The organism is Parabacteroides sp. PM6-13, from assembly GCF_029892605.1.
GTDB lineage: Bacteria > Bacteroidota > Bacteroidia > Bacteroidales > Tannerellaceae > QVMG01.
This window is the reverse complement of sequence record NZ_JARXWF010000002.1, coordinates 339,863-360,318: the sequence shown is the minus strand read 5'-3', so window position 1 is coordinate 360,318 and position 20,456 is coordinate 339,863. Positions and strand designations below refer to the sequence as shown.

General features: G+C 47.9%; 13 protein-coding genes. 2 read left to right on the top strand and 11 right to left on the bottom strand.

The features are described from left to right. Window positions 1-4: 4 nt before the first annotated feature. From M2134_RS03480 to M2134_RS03460, 5 genes are all read right to left on the bottom strand, one after another. Window positions 5-259: a DUF4834 family protein gene (locus M2134_RS03480; RefSeq protein ID WP_280751926.1), complete on the bottom strand. Its 255-nt coding sequence runs from the start codon at window positions 257-259 to the stop codon at window positions 5-7. Between the two features lie 91 nt (window positions 260-350). Next, entirely contained in the window at window positions 351-1,046 is a 696-nt protein-coding gene (pssA, locus tag M2134_RS03475; protein WP_280751927.1) for a CDP-diacylglycerol--serine O-phosphatidyltransferase, read from the bottom strand. Beyond that, window positions 1,037-1,714: a phosphatidylserine decarboxylase family protein gene (locus M2134_RS03470; protein WP_280751928.1), complete on the bottom strand. Its 678-nt coding sequence runs from the start codon at window positions 1,712-1,714 to the stop codon at window positions 1,037-1,039. Before M2134_RS03470 ends, pssA begins: the two co-directional genes overlap by 10 nt. Before the next feature lie 75 nt (window positions 1,715-1,789). Beyond that, the gene (locus M2134_RS03465) at window positions 1,790-4,963 is read right to left on the bottom strand and encodes a UvrD-helicase domain-containing protein (RefSeq protein ID WP_280751929.1); all 3,174 of its coding nucleotides are present in this window, start codon (window positions 4,961-4,963) and stop codon (window positions 1,790-1,792) included. Window positions 4,964-4,978: 15 nt separating this feature from the next. Then, a complete protein-coding gene (locus M2134_RS03460; RefSeq protein WP_280751930.1) occupies window positions 4,979-5,323 on the bottom strand; it encodes a translation initiation factor in 345 nt (114 codons plus the stop codon). A 697-nt stretch (window positions 5,324-6,020) separates the two neighbouring features. Here M2134_RS03460 and M2134_RS03455 point away from each other — a divergent pair. After that, entirely contained in the window at window positions 6,021-6,845 is an 825-nt protein-coding gene (locus M2134_RS03455) for a hypothetical protein (protein WP_280751931.1), read from the top strand. Here the strand turns inward: M2134_RS03455 and M2134_RS03450 are convergent. From M2134_RS03450 to M2134_RS03425, 6 genes are all read right to left on the bottom strand, one after another. Continuing rightward, window positions 6,842-7,447, bottom strand: coding sequence for a riboflavin synthase (locus tag M2134_RS03450; protein WP_280751932.1), 606 nt, complete (start codon window positions 7,445-7,447; stop codon window positions 6,842-6,844). The two genes, M2134_RS03455 and M2134_RS03450, sit on opposite strands and share 4 nt — an antisense overlap. Window positions 7,448-7,490: 43 nt before the next feature. Further along, on the bottom strand, window positions 7,491-10,577 hold the full coding sequence (locus M2134_RS03445; protein ID WP_280751933.1) for a S41 family peptidase: 3,087 nt from the start codon (window positions 10,575-10,577) through the stop codon (window positions 7,491-7,493). 81 nt (window positions 10,578-10,658) lie between these two features. Next, entirely contained in the window at window positions 10,659-12,128 is a 1,470-nt protein-coding gene (locus M2134_RS03440; RefSeq protein WP_280751934.1) for a RagB/SusD family nutrient uptake outer membrane protein, read from the bottom strand. Between the two features lie 26 nt (window positions 12,129-12,154). Next, entirely contained in the window at window positions 12,155-15,472 is a 3,318-nt protein-coding gene (locus M2134_RS03435) for a TonB-dependent receptor (protein ID WP_280751935.1), read from the bottom strand. A 209-nt stretch (window positions 15,473-15,681) separates the two neighbouring features. Next, entirely contained in the window at window positions 15,682-16,722 is a 1,041-nt protein-coding gene (locus M2134_RS03430; RefSeq protein ID WP_280751936.1) for a FecR domain-containing protein, read from the bottom strand. A gap of 103 nt (window positions 16,723-16,825) precedes the next feature. Continuing rightward, entirely contained in the window at window positions 16,826-17,401 is a 576-nt protein-coding gene (locus tag M2134_RS03425) for a sigma-70 family RNA polymerase sigma factor (protein WP_280751937.1), read from the bottom strand. 345 nt (window positions 17,402-17,746) lie between these two features. Between M2134_RS03425 and M2134_RS03420 the strand changes: the two genes are divergently transcribed. Then, a complete protein-coding gene (locus M2134_RS03420) occupies window positions 17,747-20,449 on the top strand; it encodes a beta-L-arabinofuranosidase domain-containing protein (protein WP_280751938.1) in 2,703 nt (900 codons plus the stop codon). Window positions 20,450-20,456 lie beyond the last annotated feature (7 nt).

Genomic DNA, 20,456 nt, shown 5'->3' with positions numbered 1-20,456 from the left:
TATATTATTCTTTAACCTCTTCGTAGTCTACGTATTCCCCCTCGTCTTTGGCGAATATTTTCTTTCGCTGCGTTGGCGGTTCAGGTTCTTGTCGTCTTTGTTGTGCCGACGGCTCTGTCGGACGACGACGCTGATTGCTTGCGGCTCTCTTTTGAGAATTGCCAAAAAAGATCTCCTTGAGGGTTCTGAAAACGGAGAAACCCATCAGAAACATCAGGATAGCAAAAAAGGAAACACATATTATAAGGAATCGAAACATAATCTAAACATCATAAGTTCTTAGGCAAATGTACATATAATAGTTGAAAACACACCAGTGTCAGCCTGGTGTTAAGATAATTAAACATCCCTTATCGCTTGATGAGCGACAAAATGATATAAAGCAGAATGGTGCCTGCCAAGCCAAGAAATCCCCAGACAACGACAAACAGGATAGCGCATACGGCGAGTATGTAGCGCAATTCGTTTCCTTTCCAGGCCAGCGACTTGATCTTAAGCGAAAACATCGGCACCTCTGACACCAGCAACAGCGAGGTGAGTAGGGCTACTGCCAGCGATACGGCCGTGAATAACGCGGGGTATTGCCCAACAAGCGGCTGCACGGAATAGCCGATCGAAGCCCAGAACAAGGCATGTGCCGGCACCGGCAAGCCAAGAAAAGAGGAGGTCTGTCGCTCGTCGACATTGAATTTAGCCAGGCGTAACCCCGAAAAGACCGGAATCACAAAGGCGAGATAAGGAACAAACAGATTCAAATCACCTAACGGCAGCAGCGGCGCCGCCTGGGTGAGTAGAGAATAGAGGATCATGCCCGGCGCCACACCAAAGCTAACGACATCCGACAACGAGTCCAGCTCTTTCCCAATGGCTGAATAGGCCTTGAGTATACGGGCGGCAAAGCCATCCATAAAATCGAAAACAGCCGCTATGATAATCCAAAGCGCCGTCCAAAACAGATTCCCCTGTAAAGCCATCACGATGGAGATACAACCGGAAAAGAGGTTCAAACAGGTAATGAAATTGGGAATATGCTTTTTTAATGACATGGTGTTGGTTGGTTTAATCGCCCGATCGGTGTCTGGTTGCCTGTCACTTTCTGATCCATTTCCACCAGAATCTCCGTGTCGAGTGGGAGGTAGAGGTCTACACGCGACCCGAACTTAATAAATCCCATATGTTCGTCCACATGGCATTTCTCGCCGGCTTTCGCATAGGTGACGATGCGACGTGCCATCGCACCCGCTATCTGACGCGCCAGGATGTCGACGCCGTTTCGGGTGGTGACCACAACGGCTGAGCGTTCGTTCTCCGTGCTGCTTTTCGGCAGATAGGCCGCCATGAAACGTCCCTTCTGGTGTGAGATATGTTTAATGGTGCCATTCACCGGAAACCAATTGGCATGCACATTGAAAATGGACATAAAAATCGAAACCTGTATCCTTCTCTCATGCAATATCTCATTTTCCATCACCTCCTCGATAGCCACAATCGTGCCGTCGGCCGGCGCAATCACCAGCCCTTCCGAGTCGTACGGAAAGCGCCGAAAAGGGCTACGGAAGAAATTCAATATCAAGAGGAAAAGGACAGCTGTCGCTGTCAACACGGAGTAAAACAGCCAATTACGACCGGCTACATAGAATATAGTGACATCCACTATAAAAAATACAGTGAATACAGTCAGCAATAGGCCTGTCCCCTCTTTATGTACCTTCATTTGTCGTTTCTTAATAATGTGTGTTGTTAACTCAGCACAAAAATATTCTTTTTTACCGAATAATAAAACCTTCCGCTAAAATACCACTTTTTCTATTTCTCCCAATTCAACGTACCAGATATAGCCTTCCACCTCTTGGTAGCCCATTTCGGCAATCAATTGCATATAACTTTTTACCTGTTTTTGGTAGGTTTTTTCTTGCACCTCTCCGAATTTATAATCCACCACAATGGCCTTTCCGTCATGCAGCATCACGCGGTCGGGGCGGCGGCTTTCGCCCTCTCCGAAAAGGATCTCTACCTCGTTCAATACCTGTGTGGGTGCCGTGTACCAGCTTTTTACCCGCTCATCGCTTAACAGGCGGTTTAGCCGGTCGATCAACTCCGTGACCTCTTCCCGGTCGATCAATCCTTCCAGGTGATAGCTGTTTACCGAAGATTCGATATCTTCCCGGCTGCGGATGCGACTCAACAGCTCATGCATCAAGACGCCCCGTTTCCTCTCTTTGTTATCGAAGAAAAAACCTTTTCCCTGAAGGCGCAGATGCAGTCGATCGTCGAAAGAGACCGATTCCAATCGTCGGATGGCGATTTCTTCTTTTTCTTTGGTCTTCTCTTTTCTTTGGGGCTTCCACCAGGTGCCCGACTCATACACATTCTCCTCGATGTCCGGCTCCAGTGCCGCCCACAACAAGGCGGCGATCGTTGGTTTCTTTTTGGCGCTACCGTCCTTTTTCGGTTTCACCTTCGGCGCAAAAACAATCATCTCCTCTTTGGCACGTGTCATGGCGACATAGAGGGTGTTCAGGCTATCGATATAGGCATACATTTTCTCGTTGAAATAATCGACGGCAAAATGGCTTTTTGCCAGCGTATCATTATAGCGTACCGGTACCATATATAATTGATCGAAAGGTGGTTGCTGTGGTTTACACCAGAGAATAACCGGTTTTGTGTGATCGATATCCCAGTCGCCAAAAGGCAGAATCACCACCGGCATGCCCAGCCCTTTGGCCTTATGGATGGTCATAATGCGAACGGCATCCTGTCCGTCCGGTGAGGCGATGGTCTTTCTGACGCCGCTCTCTTCCCACCACTTCAGGAAACGTCGCGCGTCGGCATTTTCCTGCCGGGTGTATTCCGCCACCAGATCGAGAAACGCCTGCAGGAACGCCTGTTCGTTGTCCGGAAAATGATCGCTATAGAGACGGCAGAGTCCTTCGGTCATCTCATAGAGTGATAATGGGATAAGCGCCAATAGCTTCCTCTTCTCTTCCTCCGGGAAAAAGGGGACTATCGCCTCGTCGATCCCCTTCATGGCATACCAGGAGAAGCGTGCCATTTGCTCATAGGTCTTCTCTTCGGGATGTGCCAGATAGCCCAACAGGGCAATGACAAAACGCACTGCCGGGGAGCTCCCGACAAAAAGCGCGTCATCCGAGATGATATCATAGCGGTAGCCATTGCCGGCCCGCTCTGCCTGACAGGTCAACAGTGTATCGGCCACCGTCGCCCCTTCGAAGTTTGTCCGCGTCAAAATGGCGATATCACTCAGTCGGTATCCGTTATCCTGCAAACGCTCCAAGAGCGAAGGCAGGCGTTCCATCACCTCCTCCTTCCATCCCTTTTTTTCATCATCATTCTCTTCCTCTTCAATAAACTCAATCCGCACATGCCCCTCTTTTTCTTTAAAAGGGGGAGCCACCTCCTGGCTGTTCTCTTTATAGGCCGAGAGTATCTTGGTGGCGAAAAGGCTTTTCTCCGCTTCGTTCAACGATGACTGCATCAGTGCCTCATTATACTTCGCCTGCAAAATCTCCGGAGCCGTGACAAAAAACGAATTGTTGAATTCGACCACCTTCCGACAGCTTCGCCAGTTCTCGGCCAAGGTCTGTTCGCGAATCAGCTCCGGACGGAAGTCATGCGCGACCTCTTCGTCCAACAGTTTCCAATCCGAATTACGAAAGCGGTAGATACTCTGTTTCACATCCCCCACAATCAGGTTATCGTGCATGGCTGCCAGACTCTCATGCAGGAGCGGACGGAAATTATGCCATTGCATATGGCTGGTGTCCTGAAACTCATCAATCATATAATGATCGATCCGGGTGCCTGTCTTTTCATAGATGAAAGGCGCCTCGCTTCCGTCGATCACCTTACTGAGCAGTTCGGTCGTATCGGCAATCAGCATCACATTTTTCTCTTCCCTGTATTCAGCGATCTTTCGGGATATATCATTCAATATGCCCAAGGTATAGCAATGATGGATAATCCCCTTCGCGGTATAATAAGAGGTCAGGTTCTCAAAGAAAGCGATGACCGACTTCACCAGGTCGTTCATGCCTGCGTCAAACAGGCGAATGATAGCGATGCCTTTCTGCGGGTCGGCTGTTTTGGTGTACCAGTTATTCACATCGTCCGGCAGTCCGAGAAAGCGGGCTCCCGGCTCTTTCATCTCGCCGGCCGCTAATTTCTCAAAAAGGGCAGGACCTGAGGTTTTTCCATATTTAAAGTCCGACGGCTGCAACCCTGCTTCTCGCATCATCTCCATTCCCTTCTCGCCCAGCTGTTTGGCTTCGGACTCTTTGGCTTGGATCAATGCTTGCAGGGTCTTTTGGTAGCTTTCCAAGGCACCTTTATCGGCTATGTTTTGGCTGATTTTGTCGCTCGACTGCTTAAACGATTCTTTAAATACCTCGCTGCTCAAGGTCATAATATCCTTTCGCAGCTCCCATTTGCCACTCTCTTCGATCTTATCTTCCGCAAAGCGCAAGAGCCATTTCAACAACTCTTTGTTTTCTTTTTTGTCCAGATCGGCCAGGGTGTTGTCGACGGCCTCTGCTAACACCAACTGATCGTCCATCTCCAGGCCGTACCCGCCCCGCAATCCGATCTCCCGTGTAAAGGCACGCATGGTTTGTTGAAAAAAGCGATCGATCGTGCTGATCTGAAAAGCCGAGTAATCGTGCAGGATCATCACCAATACACGGCGTGCCTCCTCGCGCAACTTCGTCTCATTCCATAGGGTCTTCTCCATCAAATCCTTCAGGTGATCAGATTTTTTGTTCGACGCCAATAGATGAAGCTCTTCGATGATACGTGTTTTCATCTCATCGGTAGCCTTATTCGTAAAGGTAACCGCCAGGATCCGGCGATAGCCTCCCGGATGAAGAAACAGCAACCGCAGGTAATCGCCCGTCAACCGGTGTGTCTTTCCGGCACCGGCCGAAGCTCTGTATATTGTTAGCATAGCTTGAGGAAATTATTATACCATTTTTGTCTTTGTATACCCTTCCTTTTGTAATATTTCTACAATTTTCGGTCGGAAATCACCCTGGATGATGATCTCTCCCTCTTTTACCGAACCGCCTACGCCGCATTTCCCTTTCAGAAACTTGCCTAACGCTTCCAGATCTTCCGTTGTGCCACGGAATCCGGTGACCAGCGTTACCTTCTTTCCGCCCCGGTTGCGTTTGTCTAAAGAGACACGTAATTGTTGCTTTTCTTTGTCGATCGTCTCCTCTTCCTCCTCTTCTCCCGTGTTATAGTTGAAGTCGGGATTGGTGGAGTACATCACCCCCAGGCGATCTTTCCAGTCATTCTTTTTCATATGATTACTCGTATAATAGGCAAACGTATACAAAAACGAGGAAAAAAACGCATTTTCGGCAGGTTTATTTCCGGCGAATATCGGAGCCAAACAGAAGTGAAGAGGAAAAATCCAAAAATACAAAGTGTAAGCAAAAAGTCGATTTTGCTTTACAATATGATACGTTAAAAAGTGTTACTCGCGGGACTGATTTTAAATACCCCTACGTTTTCGGAAAAAAAGTCGGGCGATTTTGACAAAATGTCAGGTCGGGAGTCTTCGAATTTTGGAAGATTTGAAGGGAGAAAGGAGAAAGGAGAAGGGAGAAAGGGAGAAGGGGAGAAAGGGAGGGAGCGCTGCAAGCGTGATTCAATCCAGCCCATGGTGACCGCAGGGAACCCTGGGTATCAGCGTATAATAACAATGGAGTTCTGAAGGAACGACCAGATATACGCAAATAGCCTACTAGTCACTCCTTCAGAGTTCCATCTTTTTGCTCCGAAATAACCCAGGGTTCCCTACGGTCACCCATGGGCTGGATTGAATCACGCTTGCAGCGCTCCCTTCCTTCCTCCTTTCTCCTTTCTCCTTTCTCCCTTCTCCTTCCACATCCTCCCCCTTGAATCCAAGTGTATCCATAGCTGTTACGCCGCTATTGCCTATATCCGTAAAATTATTACTTTTGTAGGAGTAGAGTTGTTTGAAAGGAGGCGTTGTTATGAAAAAGATTTTCTTGATATTTACCTTTTGCGGAATAGTCGGGCAGCTATTCGGGCAATCTGATTTTCAGTATTTCTTTGATAAGGAGGGTAAAATGTTTGTTTTGCCTCGCCTGAAAAACTATGAATTAAAGATCCCTGAGATTAAAATGGAGTCGTATATGCCGGCATCTACCCTACGTCTGGACGTACAGCTCAATAATTTCATGCCGGAATACACGCAAACCCTGTTCGACGAACGCCCCATGGACATGCAGATCCTGTCGGAGGCTTACCGACCTTTCTTCAATGTCTATGCCCCTATGTTGCGCAAGGTGTCACCGATGGCTTTCGATTTTCATGAAACGACAGTGGTGCCGCTGACCGATCATTCGACCTTCCTTATCAGCGGTCATCAATACACCTGGCCTGGAGCCGGTGGATTCACCTCGATCGTGCCTGCTTATGCCTGGCAAAGTGGTAACTGGACGCTTACCGGAGGCGGTTTTGCCGGACGCTTCTTTACCCCGTTCAATGCCAGTCCCGCCTATAATGCCGGGGCAAACGTCGGCGCCCGCTTTGAGATAAACGACCGCATGGCTATCCGTGGCTGGGGACAATACACCCATTACTTCGGCGAAGAGAAGAATAATCCGCACATGCTGATGAATCCCTTCTTCTATCATACCGGAGCGGGAGGGGCTTTCGAGTTTAAATTCAATGATGATTTCGGCATAGGCGTAGGGGTCAATTACGAATATAACCCCCGCCGTCGCCGTATGGAACCACAATATCTGATCTATCCGGTCTTTAACTCAAAGACCATACAGATACGGGTAAATTAATCGTTGAACTGCATCATCTTGCTCAGATACTTGCCAACGATATCAAATTCAAGATTGACCACTGTTCCGGCCTGAATATCGCCGAAATTGGTCATGTCGTGGGTAAACGGAATGATAGCCACCTGAAAGCTGTTTGTTCCGGAGTTACAAACCGTCAGGCTGACTCCGTTGACACAGACCGAACCCTTTTCCACCGTCATATATCCCTGGCGCGCCATGGCTTTATCGAAGGTGTATTCGAAGGTGTAATACCAGCTACCGTCCGCCTCGCGTACCTCGGTGCAAACCGCTGTCTGGTCGACATGTCCCTGCACGATATGCCCGTCCAGACGTCCGTTCATAATCATGCTACGTTCCAGATTCACCCGGTCGCCCACCTGCAATAATCCCAGGTTCGAACGATCGAGGGTTTCCTGAATGGCTGTCACCGTATAGGTGTCTTCCGTCAGGCTCACCACCGTTAAACATACCCCGTTATGCGCCACGCTTTGGTCGATTTTCAATTCGTTCACGAACGAACATTGCATGGTCAGATGCACATTGCCTTTGTCTTTCTCGATACCCACTACCCGGGCTGCTTCTTCTACTATTCCTGAAAACATACGACTATCTCCTTTATTATTTACGTTGAACAAAGGTACAAATTTATTTCAGTTCTTTCAGTATCTCTTCAATCGCCCGGTCGAGTTGCGGATCGTCGCCGTTGAGGCGATCCACAAAGGTGTTTTTTACATAAATATCCGGTGCAACGCCGGTTAGTTCCATATCTTTTCCATCCAGACTATAACAGCCCCACGAAGGCAAACGACAGTAGGAACCATCGACCAGTGTAGCCCCTGAGGTAAAGATGATCCAACGATAGGTTTCCGTTCCAATCAACTTGCCGATCCCCAACGATTGGATGCCGTTGGAAGTCACTTCCGCATCACTCAGGCTCCGCTCATTGATCAGGACAACGATGGGTTTATTGCCCGGCGTCACGTTCGGGTGCGTATTGCTTTGTTTGTCGCGGTATTTCCAGGTGAAATGTTGCTTCCGACTCAGATACTCAAGCACTTCATCATGCACATTGCCGCCATTATTATAGCGCAGGTCAAGAATCAAAGCCTCTTTATGCACCGCATCCGTATGCATATCGATGTAGAATTTATCCAGCGATCCATCTCCCATGTCACGCATATGATGGTAAGCCACCCGTCCGTTGCTCTTTTTATTCACCCGCTCCCGGCAGTTGTCTTCCCACTCTGTATAGAATATTTGTGAATAGGGCGTCGATGAGGTATGCAACGTCACATCGTAAGCGGTCTCTCCCCGTTTAAATTGGAGAGTTATTTCCGGCATATTGACAGAAGAGGCAAAATAATACTCCCGGTTCACAGCAGGATCGATCGGTTTGCCATTGACGGCTGCCAATATATCTCCCGGTTTGATTAGCTGATCGACCGTATGAGCCGGCGTCCCTTTCAGAATGGAAGCGACCCGATAGGGTGAATGATTATCGAACATCAAGCCGGTCTTCATGGTGCGCATAGCGGTTGCCTTACGCTCTTCATTGCCTTGAGAGGTGAAACCAAGATGCGATGAGTTCAACTCGCCTAACATATCATTGATCATCGACTGCAGATCCCTGCGTGATTTCACATAAGGGAGGAAGCCGGCGTAATAGCTTTGTTTCGCCTTCCAATCGACACCATGGTAAGAGGGATCGTAGAAGTTTGCCGCCAACAGCGCCCATACCTCATAATACATCTGTTCGAACTCATTGCGATTGTTTTGCGAGAAATTATATTTCAGTTCCACCTTTTTAGACGATGCTCCGGCAAGATCCACCGAATAAAGACTTCCCCGCTGAAGGGCATAGAGATTTTTTCCGTTATATGTCAAGCCGGAAAGACCGGTCAACCCGTTGATCTTCTTCGCCGGTTGCTGATCGAAATCTTTCAATTCCTGCACGTACACCGCCCAGGCTCCTTCATGGTTTGAGGTATACAGGAGATACTCTTTATCCGCGTTTTTCAGGATCTGTACCGATGACTGGCTTCCGGAATAGACAACCTGCTCCCAGCGACGTTGTATATCTTCCATATTAATATGGATCGGCGGGGTTACTTTCTTCGTGGTGTCGGTGGTGAATAGTTGATCGTAGGCTTCCCGGATATAGGGTTTGTCATTATGATCGAGCCGTATGCGATAGAGGTTACCGCTGGCGCCACGAGGAAACGAAGTCTTATGTCGGTTGGCGGTCAGGTAAAGGTGTTTGCCGTCGACCGACCAGGCCGGGCTATTCTCTACCGATGCGCTGTGGGTAAGGTTTGTCACCTTCTTTGCCTTCAGGTCGTACACGAATATATCGCGTTCGAAGAGGTTCATAGCCGTGTAAGCCATGAATTTATCATCGTGAGAGAAGGTTATATTGTATGTCTGGAAAGACCAGAACTCATTGTCGGATACTTTCTCTACCCGGTCGTTGTCAGTATAGAGCAATTCGATTTTATCGCTTCCGGTCACGAAGGCGATCATGGAGCGGTCGTGACTCATGGTCAATCCTTTTAGTGCCTGGTCAGGGGCGTAGACCTTTTTTTCATCGGCTGGTTTATCGGCCGATATCTTATACAGGTTAAGCCATCCTTTCCGGGTCCGGGTATAATAGATTGTTTTATTGTCTTTCGCCCAGGCCACTTCGGCCACCCGTTCTTTTTGATCGGTAGGTATCGATTGGATAAACAACCCTTTGACGTCGCTGACAAACAAACGCCCGCGAGAGACAAACGCCATTTTTTTGCCGTCGGGCGAGATATCTATGGCGCTGAGGTTTCCATCCGTACTGTAAGAGACAGCGATATCCGGCCGGTTGTTTTCAAACACCTTTATCTTGGGAACGGTGGTTGTTCCGGTTTTTACATCATAGAGATGGATCGTATAGTCTTTGGTAAAGGCCACCTTACTGCCGTCATAGCTCACCTGGGGCTGATGGATAGCTGTTTTATAATTGGTCAGGATGTGAGGCTTTCCGTTTCTGAGGGTAGCCAGATTATATTCATCATTCTTTTCATCGGTCGCCCAGAACAGATTCCCCTGCTTATCGATCGAAGGCCAAAGGTCTTTCCCTATATAGGTGGTAACAGGGGTAAATTCTTTCTTTTTCGGATCCCAGGAATGGATATCCGGATTGTTCGCTCCTTTGTATCGCTTCCGCGTTGCGTAGTTAAACCCTTCACTGGCTTCATTGAAATAGAAAACACCATTGGCCGGGTTTTCTATCAGCGAGGTCACTGTATTGAAATAACCCGGAAACAATCGCTCCGGCGTTCCTCCCTGAAGATTCACTCGGTAGGTGGTCGTTCCATTGTATCGATTGGATTCGAAATAAATATATTTGGAGTCGGCCGACCAGGAGCTGACCATATCATTGGATTCGTGGAATGTCAACTGACGGATCGCTCCCCCTTCGACAGGCATCACATAGACATTCTGATTGCCTTGTTCGTCTGCCGAAAAAGCCAGCCACTTCCCATCGGGCGACACCTTCGGATGCGACTGATATCCGGTCATCGCTGTTACCCGGGCGGCTGTTCCTCCGTTTGCCGGCACTTGCCAGATGCCCCCGTCATAACAGAAATAGAGCTGTTTCGCATCGGGAGACAAGGTGGGTTGGGAGGCAAAATACAATGAACCTTGTGCATAGGAAAGGAGAGGTATCAAAAAGAGAGCGAAAAGAAGTGTTTTTCTCATGGCAACATGATATTAATTAATAAATGAGAGAGCAATAGAAAAACTATTGCTCTCATGTTTCAAAGATAGCTGTTCTTTGGATTATTCGTATTTATATCCCGGATTTTGTTGTTGAAGCTCCTTCATTTTCGGATTTGTCAGGAACTCAGAATAGGGGATACCGAATATAGACAGATAGAAGTCCCAGTTGATCGGTGCCTCTGTCTGCAACGCCGGCGGATAATGATAGCCGTTGCTTTCGCGAATAACTGTCCGTCCATTGCGCAACAGGTCAAAATAACGATGCCCTTCGGCAAAGAGCTCTTTCCGTCGCTCTTCCAACACACGGTCCAGGGTGTACTCATCGTCTGATACCGATTTGGCTGGATTGGCTCGTTTCACAATGGCATTCAGGTATTCCAACCCTTTTGCTTTCGAGCCGCCTCCTTTGACAGCCGCCTCTGCCGCAATCAGATAGGTTTCCGAAAGGCGTAAGATGGGGTAGTTATTATCGAAGGCCGCTTCTCCGGTTTCTTTGCCCGGGTATTTATTCACATAAGGAATTTTATCCGAACTGGTCGGCACCAAGAGCAATAACCCATTACGGATATCGTCGGGATCCGACTGGATCAAATCCCGATAGGCTCTGGTAGCCATATAGGCGGAATATCCATTTCGGTGATACATATACCCCAACCCATCTCTACCCGGATTATCCGTAGGTGTATTGAAGCATTCCATAAACGATTCGGGATTAAAATTGGTTCCTTCCGCATTATAGGCAAACGCGTTCAGGTATTCATCACGGGTAAACAACCGGTATGCGTTTCCGGATTTCAGCTCCTCAATCAGACTGCTGGCTGTTTCATACGCTTTGTCATTCTTATCCCAATAGAGATAGGCCCTTGCCAGTAATGATTTCGCACCATAGGCGTTCATCAGGTTATAGGGATGCTTCTCTTTCTTCATCATAGGGATCGCCTTTTCCAATTCGCTGGTGATAAAACGGAAGGTCTCATCTACCGTGCTGCGCACCGGCAATTCATCCGCTTCCAATACATGGTCGATAATAATGGCACCCCAGGATTTGCCCTGGTCTTTGGCAAATGGAGGAGCATACAACTTAACCTGGTCAAAGTGCGCCATGGCTCTCAAAGCAATAGCTTGCCCTTTGATATGATTCAGCTCTTCGGCCGTTGCGTCGATCTTCCCTTTGTCGATGGCCTCAATAATACGTGAGGCATTCCGACTGATCTTCATAGGCCAGGACCACATAGCCGACCCCGGACTGTTTGCATGGTTAAACACATAATAATTATAGGCTCCATTATTGCTGTTATCCGATTGGATATCATCGGCACGGATATCACCGTAGATCATCAGATAATGGTTGTATCCACTCGTGCTTTGATAATAGGTATAGATTCCGTAGATGGCACTTTCAGCATCCTTGATTGTCTCTATCGCCTTGTCCGCGGGAATATTTGTCGGTGGATAGGTGTCTAAAAAATCATTACAGGAGGTGAACAAGAATAAGAGTCCTGCGCATATTGATAGGATATATCTTTTCATGATGTTACGTATATAAAAGTTTTACTTTAGAAAGAGACTTCAATACCCAGAGAGTAGGATTTCAACGGAGGAAGTCCTATTCCGTGCTGTCCCCAGAGTTCAGGGTCATACAGGTCCAAAGAGGTAAAGGTCAATAGATTCTCGCCCGAGAAAAAGATACGGGCGGAGTTAATACCCAGTTTATCGTTCCATTGCTTCGGTGACCGGAAGCCAACAGTAAGGTTTTTCACCCGTAAATGATCCGTGCTATGCACCGAACGGGTCGAGGTATACCAACCACCATTTCTCCGATAGGCTTTGTACTTGGGAATGTCTGTAACGTCTCCCGGGTTTTGCCATCTGCGACGCAATTCGATACTCTTATTCATATTCGGGCTGTACCCGTCGTCCTGCAGGTTCCATTGACTATCATCTACCGTCCAACCACCTAACGTGTAGGAAAGATGGAGAGAGAGGTCGATGAATTTGTAATTAAACGTATTGGTCAAGCCACCCCGGAAGGTCGGTTCCGCATTTTTCCAGCATACCCGCATTGCTTTGGAAGGATCGTTCACGATATCCCTTGAAAAAGACTCTGCACCTGTTTCAGGATCTACAATCTCTTCATTTGTATAATACTGCGGTTCGCCTGTTTCCGGATCAACACCGGCATATTCAATCACGTAGATCGTACTCCAGGGTTCTCCTTCTTTACGGATCAGGCGGCCACTATAAATCGGTGTTCCGTCGCTACCCAATTTGATGATCTTGTTGTTATTATTATAAACATGGAAGCTTGTCCGCCATTGGAAATCCTTGTTTTGGATATTGACCGAGTTGATATCCAGTTCAAACCCGCTGTTTCGCAGGTGACCGATATTGTCCATTACCGAGTTGAAACCCGTGGCCAGGAAAAGAGGACGTTGGAATAATAGATCCTTGGAGTCGCGACGATAATAGTTCAGTTCCAGATTAATACGATTGAACAAGGTAGCGTCGATTCCGACATTCAGGTTATAATTACTTTCCCAGGTCAACTTATTATTCCCCAGATTGGATTCATACATAGCGGGATATTGGCCATATTGCGCAGAGGCGTTATAGGTGCTATGCCAGGCAAACCAGTTGGTTGGCAGATTCCCATTCACCCCATAAGAGGCTTTCAGTTTCAGATCGGACAGCCAGTGAGAGGAGGATTCCATAAAGGATTCTTTGGTTACCCGCCAGGATCCCGACAGCGACCAGAAATTACCCCATCGAGCATCCGTAGCCAAGCGAGACGAAGCATCCCGGCGATACGAGAGGGTCAGGTAATACAAATCGTCGTAATCATAATTCAATAAACCAACCAAAGATACCATCCGGTCTATCTCATCATATTGAGCAGTCTCTACCGGATTGGTCGCGTTGTTCATCGCCGGATTACCCCAATAACCATAGTTTTCAGAGCGAGCATAGAAATAACTATAGGTATAATTGGTCACCTCAAAGGTTGCTCGGGGGTTGATATGGTGTTTTCCAAACCGATCATCGTAGACCAAGTTGGTCTTTGACTGATAGCGGAACGATTGGGGTGTATGCAATTGTCCGGCACCATTGGCCGTTTTACCATCTTTCGCATCGGGACTCCAGAAACGGAACTGACGGGTATTGTTATACTCCAGGTCAAAAGAGGTAGCGATCTTCAATGGGTCAATGATCCGATATCCGATACCTACTCCACCGATCAAACGTCCCAGTTTATTATAGGAGATCGTATTAGCATTTTCATGCAGCGGATTGTATCCTCCGTTGGTCCGGTAGTCCTGGGCATACGTACCGTCTTTATTATAGATCGGTTCGGAGGGGGTCAGATTCACCACCGCGGGCGTAATGGCTCCGGCATAATAGCCCCCTTCGGGTGTCGGCTTGGCATTGGTATAGGTAAACATCATATTCATATTGTAATCAAATTTATTATGAATATGATTCAGGTTTATGCGCGCGCTATATCTTTCGAAATGAGAAGAAAGGGAGAGGCCTTTGTTGGTCAGGTAGCCTAAGGAAGCTGCAAATCTTGTGTTCTTTGATCCACCGTTGATGGAGATGTCGTATTGTTGTTGTTTCTCATTCTGAAAGAGAGCATCACGCCAGTCAGAGTATCCTCCTTCGGGCATGGCGGCATATGTCTCTGTTAAGCGATCCGCTTCCGTTTTGGCGGCGGCTTCGGAATAGTTCAGGTCATCGATATAATAATTCATAAACCCTTCGTGAAGCAGTTCGCGACGTTCCTCGCCGCCCATCGTCGGACGATAGTCGACAGCAAAATCCCTTGTGCTCAGATTTGCCCGGAAGGTCAGATTTGTTCTCCCTTCAGCACCCTGCTTGGTCGTGATCAGAATCACTCCATTGGCACCACGTGCCCCGTAAAGAGCCGTCGAGGTGGCATCCTTCAATACGGTGATGCTTTCGATATCGCCGGGGTTAATGGTCGAGAGTCCATCGAGACCTACCGCACTTGTGTTGGAATCGCTCGAAAAATCTCCGCTCAGGATAGGGATGCCATCGAGCACCACCAACGGAGCGCTGGAGGCGTTCACCGATCCGACACCACGAATCGTATAGGTTTGTCGTGCACCCGATTGTCCGGAAGAACTTGAGATGTTCAACCCCGGCACGTGTGTAGCCAACATCTGACTGACAGAAATGGAGGGCAGGTCTTGCAACTGGTTTAAGCTCACGACTGTTGCAGCACCTGTATAGGTCGATTTCTTGAATTCACCATAACCGGTTACCACCACTTCGTCGACCATCATAGAAGACTCTTTCATTAACACATTCACATGATGTCCGGCTACTACGCCCACCTCTACGGTTTCCATGCCTATATACGTGATCAGGAGCTGAGAGGCGCCTGTTGCGTTTACCTGTATGGTGAATTTCCCATCGATATTGGTAACTGTTCCGGTAGTCGTTCCTTTCAGCATAACCGAAGCCCCAATTACGGGCTCTCCGTTTTCATCGACAACCGTTCCGGTCACTACGCCGCGGGTTTGTTGCGGGTGCGATGCGGCGATGTTTTTATCCTCTTTGTAAATAATGATATGTTTATCATCAATCTCATACGCCAGCGATTGCTTCTTCAGTACCTGTTCAAGAATAGCACTGACCGGTTGCTGCCGTACATGTACCGTGACTTTCTCCTTCAGGTTGATTTCATTACTCTTATAGATAATCGAGAATTCTGAGTTTTTCTCTATCTCCTGGAATACCTGTTCCAAGGGTGTGTTTTGTAGAGACAGATCAAATCGGGTTACTTGCGCATATCCTGAAGAAGCGAAACTGGCGGATATGGCCAACATGAGAAAGAAGAATGTGTTTCTCATAATCCTGTACGCTTTGTGACACCAAGGCATAGAAATGCCGGCATCCGTGTTATTTTTCATAATGGATCGAATTTTAATTAACAATGATTCTGTAACATGATCTCTTAAATCTCAAACGATAATTACCTGTCAGACTCACTACTGCGAATAGTGTGAAAGCGGTTTCTTTTCTTGTCTTAGTGCATAGGCATATATTTTTTAAAAAATTATTATTTCGCTGTTATCGTGTATTTACCTTCTTCCTTCGTGTATTTCCAAGAGCGCTTGAAAGATAACTTATCGAGGATAAGATCCATACTTTCTCCATAGCGGAACTGAGCCCCGTAGCGTTCGTTCTTGAGCTGTTCGGAAGCGATGTGGATCTTGGTGTCAAAACGCCGTTCCAGTATCAAAGCAATCTCACCCAGGGTATGGTCGCGAAATGTCAGTACGCCCTCTTTCCATAAGGTGAAATCTTCCACATCGACCTTTTTCTTGGCAAGCTTTCCGCTTTGATTATCCAACGATAACTGCTCGCCCGGTTTCAATACATGCCCATCTTTCCAGGCCAGTATCGCTTTAGAGTCCACCCGACGACGTTGCAGTTCACGGGTCTCTTTGTCGAATATCAGTTGCTGGTCGGGTTCCAACAAGATCACCTCTTTATCGATATCCCGCGGCAAAGCGCTGATACTACCCGATTCCAGTGTAAGCGTTGTTTCCGCATCCTCTTCGTATGCTTTGAAGGCAAAACGGGTACCCAACACTTTCACCGATAGTTTGTGTGAATGCACAATGAACGGACTCTTTTCATCCCGGGCAACATCAAAGAAGGCTTCGCCCGAGAGGCTCACCTGACGGCTATTCAGGAAAGAGGCCGGATAGACCAATTTAGATCCTCCGTTGAGGATCACCTTCGTGCCGTCGGCCAGGGTCATCCGCGACATCGAGCCATACGGAACGGTCGTTTCTATCAGCGTTTCCGACAGGGTCGCGCTGCCTTTCCGATAGGCATAATAATAGGTTGAGACAGTCGAAGCAATCAAGAGAGCTACGACAGCCGCTACATATAATATACGCGTATGATATTTGCGTGGAAGAGCCACTTTCTTGTCGGCAGTTATTCTCCGGTTGACCTTTTCGTATATCAACTCCTTGTCTTCTTCCATTTGGGAAGTGACGTCAGGATGCCTGATCACTTGGATCACCTGAATAGCTTCAGCCGAGATATCCTCCATGGTGTTGATATGGTCCTCTTTAGTCGTATTCACGATTTTTCCGGGTTGTAACGAAGAGCCTTTTTGGGTCTTCTATAAATAAAGAGTTGAAAAGAGCGGGAGGACTTATAAAGGCAAGGAATATTTTAACATTTTTTTATTTATTCACACCCAAAGCCGGATAGGACTTTCTCACGATAGCAATGATTTTTTGTATGGCGATATGCATTTGTTGCTCAACGGTTCCGGTTGATATCGAAAGGATCTCTGCAATTTCTTTATAGGAAAGATGTTCTTCGCGCACCATCAGGTAGATCAGTTTGCAGCGATCGGGCAATTCGGATATGGCCTGATTGTACACTCCTACCATTTCCTCTTCGATGATCCCGGCATCGTTGGCTGCCGGATCTACAGCGAGTTCGATGGGCAGGTCATTGATAGAAAAGGTATGATTTTTCTCCTTTTGCTTCCAGTAGTGATAGGCTTCATTGCGGGTAATAATATAAAGCCAGGCTTTCAGGTCGTTTATCAAAGGTAGCTTTTCTCTTTGTTCCCATACTTTATAAAACACTTCGGAAACTACCTCCCGGCAATCTTCCTGATGCGGAAGAATGTAATGGGTAAAGCGATAGATCAATGGATAAGCCTTATCAAAAAAAGAACGGAATGCTTTCTGATCGCCAGAAGCAAGTTGATTAATCAGATCTTTCGATATAATCGCTCCGTTCTTCATCTAAAATGCTGTATGTGTCGTGTTGATTTCATGGTAGAATCTTCGTAAAAATAGATAAAAAAACAGAAAACGCATATACTTCGAGTCTGTTTTAAGCCTACAGGGCAAAAATTGAACAGGCCGGAAGCCTACCAAGTCAATATAATCAGTACTTTTGTAAAGTTTTGGTTAACAAGTATTCTGTAACATGATCTGTTAAACTGGAGCGACACGGGAAGTACTGCGAATACTTCCCGTTTTTCGATCTAAGAAGCTGTTTGGAATGTTTATTTTTTTATCTTTGGCTTTCAGTTAGAAAAAGTCTACTACTCAATATTATTACTCTAATTTAAACACCATGCAATCATGAAACAATCCCTAATCCTATCGTGGGCGCTTGCCCTGGTGACACTGTGCGCATTTACGCAATGCGAGTCTACGCAAAGCGATGCCGGCGGAAACATGGCCGTAATGGCTACCGCTACGATCTCCCGGCCGGATATGACGGCAAACGGACAACCTATCGCCTCCTTAAACGATGGCATGACAAACATCGAAACCGGCCCAACCAGAATGCGACAGGGGCAGACGATGCCTCCGTTGCAAAACCAATGGGTTGAGTATGAATGGACACAGCCTGTGAAGACGAGCGAGATCGAAGTGTTCTGGTGGAACTGGGATGGAACGATTACGCTTCCCGAAGCCTACCGGATAAGCTATTGGGACGGAACGGAATATGTGCCGGTAAAGAATGCCGAAGGGCTGGGGCTTACCGTAGCGGAATACAACAAAACCACCTTCGACGAAGTGGAGACCACCAAGCTTCGCCTGGAAGCCAATCAGGCACAACAGCTGCGGGCTACTTTACAAGAGTGGAAGGTGATCCAATCGCCTAACTCACAAAACCTGCCTCCGATTGTGAAAACCAACGGTGACCGCACCGTGATGCGGGGCGGGACCACCTATCTGACAGCCCATGTTACCGCTGTCTCTCCCGTGGAGAAAACGACCTGGACAAAGGTATCGGGCCCTGGGACCGTGACTTTCACAGATAACGAAAAGCTGGACGCGACGGCTGTATTCTCCGAAGTAGGTGAGTATATATTGGCCTTTACCGCAAAAAAAGGAAAAGACAAGGTGACGACAAACCTGCAAGTAACGGTTTCCGAACCTCCTGCTGAAGGACGTTTGGATGTTGTCTATACCAAAAACTATTCGATCGACAGCCCACTCTGGGACGACAGAGCCAAAGCGATGATCGTAAACTGGATACCCTGGTGTATCGACCAGTGTGAGAATTCAAACCTTGCTACCGGTGGTTTGGATAACTTTATCGAAGCAGCCAAGGCGCTTAATGGCAAGCCCTACGCGGCTCATAAAGGCTATGTGTTTGCTAATGCCTGGGTGCATCAGACCATCGAATCGATCTGTATCGCCTTGATGATCGACCCGAAAGGGGATAAAGAGATTATCGCCGCGCAGGAGAAGATGAAAAAGACATTGGAGAAATGGATCCCGATCATTCTGGCGGCACAGGAACCCGATGGTTACCTGCAAACAGCCTACACATTGCGCGATCCCGAACGATGGGAAAAGAGATGGGAAGACCGGAACAGAAGTGCTCACGAAGGCTATGTGTCAGGCTACTTCATCGAATCGGCCATCAACCACCATACCCTCACCAACGGAACAGACCTGCGCCTCTACAACGCAGCCAAGAAACTGGCCGACTGCTGGGCGGATAATATCGGTCCCAACCCCGGACAGATCGTATGGTGGGATGAACACCAGGAAATGGAACAGGCGTTGGTGCGCTTCGGCCGTTTCGTGAATGATATGGAAGGCAATGGAAAGGGCGATCGCTACATAGCCTTGGCCAAGTTCCTTATGGATAGCCGTATGGGTGGCAATGAATACAGTCAGTCGCATGTGCCGGTGCAACAGCAATACGAAGCCGTGGGACATGCCGTGCGGGCGGTCTATCTCTATTCGGCTATGTCGGATATTGCTGCCGAAACGCAGGATCCCGACTATCAGAGCGCTGTTATGTCGTTGTGGGATAATATGGTGAACAAGAAATATTATGTGACCGGTGGCGTAGGTAGCGGTGAGACCTCGGAAGGTTTCGGCCCGAACTACTCCCTGCGTCATAATGCCTATTGTGAGTCCTGCTCGTCGTGTGCCTTGATTTTCTTCCAGCACAAACTGAACCTGGCCTATCACGACGCGAAATATGCCGATTTGTATGAAGAGACCATGTACAACGCCCTGTTAGGCTCGTTGGATATGGAAGCCAAAAAGTTCTATTACCCGAATCCGTTGCATTCCGTGACCGAGAGAACCCCGTGGCATGGTTGTCCTTGTTGCGTAGGTAATATTCCCCGGACGCTGTTGATGATCCCGACATGGACCTATGTCACTTCAGAGAAAGGCCTCTACGTGAATCTGTTCGTCGGCAGTACGATCAACGTGGAGAGAGTGGTTGGTACGGATGTGGAAATGGTACAGAAAACAAACTATCCCTGGGATGGCAACGTGGCCATCACTGTGAATCCGAAAGAAGAGAAAGAATTCACCCTCTTCGTACGTGTGCCGGATCGCAAGACCAGCGAACTCTATGACTCGGAACCGGCGCTCAGCGGGCTGTTGTCCTTGTCGGTCAATGGGCAAGCGGTGACGCCTACAATCAATAAAGGCTATGCGGAGATCACCCGGAAATGGAACAAAGGCGATAAGGTTGAGTTTGTTTTGCCGATGGAGGTACAGAAAATCACGGCAGACGAAAAGATCGAAGCCACCAGAGACCAGGTGGCCTTGCGCTATGGTCCGATGATCTATAACTTCGAAGAGGTAGACAATGGCGCTCACATCAACGAGGGACACCTCGGCACAGGCGCCCTGAAGGCGGAATGGGATCCCAATTTCTATAACGGCATGATGCTTATCAAAGGCACCTGGGCAGACGGCAAACCCATGGTGGCTATCCCCAACTTCGCCCGTATGAACCGAAACGAACCGCGCGACCCGCAGATCCGCACCTCCCGATCCAATGTGTGGGTGAAGAAGTAAACTGATT